At 71.6% G+C, this 3,750-nt stretch carries 3 protein-coding genes; all 3 read right to left on the bottom strand.

Going from position 1 to position 3,750, the window contains the following annotated elements:
- Positions 1-34: 34 nt before the first annotated feature.
- The 3 genes from dhaL to ACFW2E_RS43120 all read right to left on the bottom strand — a co-directional run bounded on the left by dhaL (position 35) and on the right by ACFW2E_RS43120 (position 3,699).
- Positions 35-634, bottom strand: coding sequence for a dihydroxyacetone kinase subunit DhaL (gene dhaL / locus ACFW2E_RS43130; RefSeq protein ID WP_384476543.1), 600 nt, complete (start codon positions 632-634; stop codon positions 35-37).
- Between the two features lie 46 nt (positions 635-680).
- Positions 681-1,673 carry a dihydroxyacetone kinase subunit DhaK gene (gene dhaK, locus ACFW2E_RS43125; RefSeq protein WP_384476540.1) on the bottom strand — a complete coding sequence of 331 codons (993 nt, stop codon included), beginning with the start codon at positions 1,671-1,673 and terminating at the stop codon, positions 681-683.
- A gap of 109 nt (positions 1,674-1,782) precedes the next feature.
- The gene (locus tag ACFW2E_RS43120; RefSeq protein ID WP_384476546.1) at positions 1,783-3,699 is read right to left on the bottom strand and encodes a PAS domain S-box protein; all 1,917 of its coding nucleotides are present in this window, start codon (positions 3,697-3,699) and stop codon (positions 1,783-1,785) included.
- Between the last annotated feature and the right edge of the window lie 51 nt (positions 3,700-3,750).

Genomic DNA, 3,750 nt, shown 5'->3' with positions numbered 1-3,750 from the left:
GTGCGACACCAGCACGATCCCGACCAGCTTCTCGTCACTCACCGGCGGTCTCCGCGAGCGCGGCGACCAGGAGCGCGGAACTGGTCGCCCCCGGGTCCTGGTGCCCGATGCTGCGCTCCCCCAGATAGCTCGCCCGTCCCTTGCGGGCCTGCAGCGGGATCGTGGCCACGGCGCCCTCCTCGGCGGCCGCCCGTGCCGCCGCGAAACCCTGGTCGAGCGCGTCCACCGCCGGCACCAGGGCGTCGATCATGGTCTTGTCGCCGGGCGCGGCACCGCCGAGGGCCATCACCCCGTCCACGCCCGCCCGCAGTGCGTCGGCCAACTGCTTCGGACTGACCTCGCCGTCGTCCCCGAGCGCCTTGCCGGTGCGGCGGAGCAGCGTGCCGTACAGGGGCCCGGACGCGCCGCCGACCGTGGAGATCAGCTGGCGCCCGGCGAGCGTCAGTACGGCGCCCGGGGTCTGCGGCGACTCCTTCTCCAACGAGGCCGCCACGGCCCTGAACCCGCGTTGCATGTTGGTGCCGTGGTCGGCGTCCCCGATGGGCGAGTCGAGAGCGGTGAGCCGTTCCGCCTCGCGGTCGACGGACGCGGCGGCCGCCGCCATCCAACGGCGGAAGAAATCGGCGTCGAGCACTGGATCTCCTTGCGTGGTAGGGGTGGTGATCGCTTCGGCCGCCGTATCACATCCCCCAGCGCAGAGCCGGTGTCCGAACCGGCGCGTCCCACAGCCGCAGCAGTTCCTCGTCGACCTGGCACAGCGTGACCGAGGCGCCCGCCATGTCCAGCGAGGTGACGTAGTTGCCGACGAGCGTGCGGGCCACGGTCACACCGCGCTCGCCGAGCACCCGCTGCACTTCGGCGTTGAAGCCGTACAGCTCCAGCAGCGGGGTCGCGCCCATGCCGTTGACCAGGACGAGCACCGGATCGCGCGGGGGCATGTCCTCCAGGATCGCGTTCAGCGAGAAGTCGGCGATCTCGCCGGAGGTCATCATCGCCCGCCGTTCGCGTCCCGGCTCGCCGTGGATGCCGATGCCCAGCTCCAGCTCGCCGGGCGGCAGGTCGAAGGTAGGGGAGCCCTTCGCCGGAGTGGTGCACGCGCTCAGCGCGACACCGAAGCTGCGGGAGTTCTCGTTGACCTGCCGGCCGATGGACTCGACCCGCTCCAGCGGCTGCCCCTCGGCCGCGGCGGCGCCCGCGATCTTCTCGACGAACAGCGTCGCTCCCGTACCGCGCCGGCCCGCGGTGTAGAGGCTGTCGGTGACCGCCACGTCGTCGTTGACGAGGACCTTGGCGACCTGGATGCCCTCGTCCTCCGCGAGTTCGGCGGCCATGTCGAAGTTGAGCACGTCGCCGGTGTAGTTCTTGACGACGAACAGCACGCCCGCCCCGCTGTCGACGGCCGCGGCCGCCCGCGCCATCTGGTCGGGCACCGGCGAGGTGAAGACCTCACCCGGGCAGGCGGCCGTCAGCATCCCGTGGCCCACGAACCCGCCGTGCAGCGGTTCGTGTCCCGAGCCGCCACCCGAGACGAGCGCGACCTGACCGGCCACGGGGGCGTCCCGCCGTACGATCACCCGGTTCTCGACGTCGACGGTCAGCTCGGGATGAGCGGCCGCCATTCCCCGCAGCGCGTCCGCCACCACGGTTTCCGGAACGTTGATGAGCATCTTCATCGGTTACCTCCTGGTGGGCCCGGCAGGTAAGCCTCCGGCCCGTGCTCTCCCAGGACCGATGCCGACCTGTTGCCTACTCTCGGAAGTATCGACCTTGTGCGGGTGATCGTCACCCGTCCCGGTGCCGCCGGGCGGTGTCCTTGAGGCTGAACCAGGTCGTCTTGCCCCGGTCCGTCGGGCGGACGCCCCAGTCGTCGGCGAGAGCACGCACGAGCAGCAGTCCCCGGCCCGACTCCGCGTCCTCGGCCGCCACACGGGGCTGCGGCAGATGGGGGTTGTGGTCGGTGATCTCGATCGTCAGTTCGGTGTCGGTACGGCAGACGTGCAGCCCGATCGGCCCCTGGGCGTGCAGTACGGCATTGGTGAGGACCTCGGACAGCAGGAGGCACGCGTCGTCCGCCCGCTCCATGAGGCCCCAGTCGTCCAGCGCGCGGCCGAGGAAGTCGCGGCCCTCCGGCACGGACCGCGGCAGGGCGGGGAGCTCTGTCGTGGCCGTGGCCAGCGGGGCGGCCGGCAGCTGTGTCAGCAGCAGGGTCACGTCGTCGTGGCCGTCGGCGTCGGGCAGCAGTGTCTGCAGCACCCGGTCGGCGACGGTCTCCAGGTCGGTGGTGCGGGTCGCGAGCTTGTCCAGGGCGGCGACGAGCTCGGTGAGCTGATCCTCGATGTCACCGCCCGGAGTCTCGATCAGCCCGTCCGTGTAGAGCACGAGGGTGGCGCCGCGCGTGATCGTCGTACAGCACTGCTCGTAGATGACGTCGCCGACACCGAGCGGGGCGTTCACGGGCGCGGAGAGCGTCCGGGTGCCCTCGCCCGGGACGGTGACCAGGACCGGCAGATGGCCCGCGGAGCAGACCGTCACCTCCCCGGCGTCGGCGGCGATGATCAGATAGCAGCAGGTCACCAGCTGGTCGGGGACGTCCAGGTCGGCGACGACGGTGTCCAGGGCCTGCATGAGCTGCCGTGGCTGCATCCCGGTCTTGGCCAGGGCGTGCGCGGCGGACCGCAGCTGACCCATGACGGCGGCGGCCTCGAGACCGCGGCCCATCACGTCGCCGATCAGCACACCGACCCGGCCGGCGCCCAGCGGGATCAGGTCGAACCAGTCCCCGCCCACACCGGCGCCCTGCGTGGCGGGCAGGTAGCGGCTCGCGGTGGCGAGGCCCGGTATGGCGGGCGGGGTGCCCATGAGACTGCGCTGGAGGGTCAGCGCGATGTGCCGCTGCTGCTCGTACAGTTCCGTCAGCTCCGCCTCGGCGCGCTTGCGGTCGCTGATGTCGCGGACGATGGCGCACGCCCCGATGACCGTCCCGTCCGGCGCCCGGGTCGGCCACAGCGTGACATCGACGTCCAGTAATTGGCCCGATTGGGTGACGCGCAGGGTCTCGAAGTGCTCGACCTTCTCGCCCTGGCGCAGCCGTTCCAGCAGCCGGTTGACCTCGTCCCTGCGCTCGGACGGGGCGAGCACCGACACGTGCCGCCCCACCGCCTCCGCCGCGGTGAACCCGTACAGCCGCTGGGCGGCGGCGTTCCAGTACGTGATACGGCCGTCCAGGGTCTTGGCGAGGATCGCGTCCTGGGAGGACTCGACGAGCGCGGCGAGTTCGTTGATGCGTTCCTCGGCGGCCTTGCGCTCGCTGACGTCGCGGACGGCGGCGGAGACCAGGAGGCCGTCGGCGGTCTCCAGGGGGCTGAGGCTGATCTCGACGGGGAACTCGGTGCCGTCCTTGCGCAGGCCGTAGAGGTCGAGCCCGGCGCCCATGGGGCGCACCTGCTGGTTGTGGGCGTAGCTGTTGCGGTGTTCGGTGTGGTGGGCGCGGAAGCGGCCGGGCACGAGGAGTTCGACGGGGCGGCCGAGGAGTTCTTCGCGGCCGTAGCCGAAGAGGGCCTCGGTCTGGGCGTTGACGAGTCTGATGGTCCCGGTGTCGTCGACGATGACCATCGCGTCGGGCGCCGCCTCCAGCAGTCCGCGGAAACGCTCCTCCGCGGCCTTGCGCTCGCTGACGTCGCGGACGGCGGCGGAGACCAGGAGGCCGTCGGCGGTCTCCAGGGGGCTGTGGCTGATGTCGACGGGGAACTC

It is taken from the genome of Streptomyces sp. NPDC058964, from assembly GCF_042741275.1.
GTDB lineage: Bacteria > Actinomycetota > Actinomycetes > Streptomycetales > Streptomycetaceae > Streptomyces.
This window is presented reverse-complemented; position numbering and strand designations above follow the sequence as displayed.

Excerpts from the sequence above, each read along its gene's own strand:
- dhaK (WP_384476540.1), bottom strand. The coding sequence starts at position 1,673 with ATGAAGATGCTCATCAACGTTCCGGAAACCGTGGTGGCGGACGCGCTG.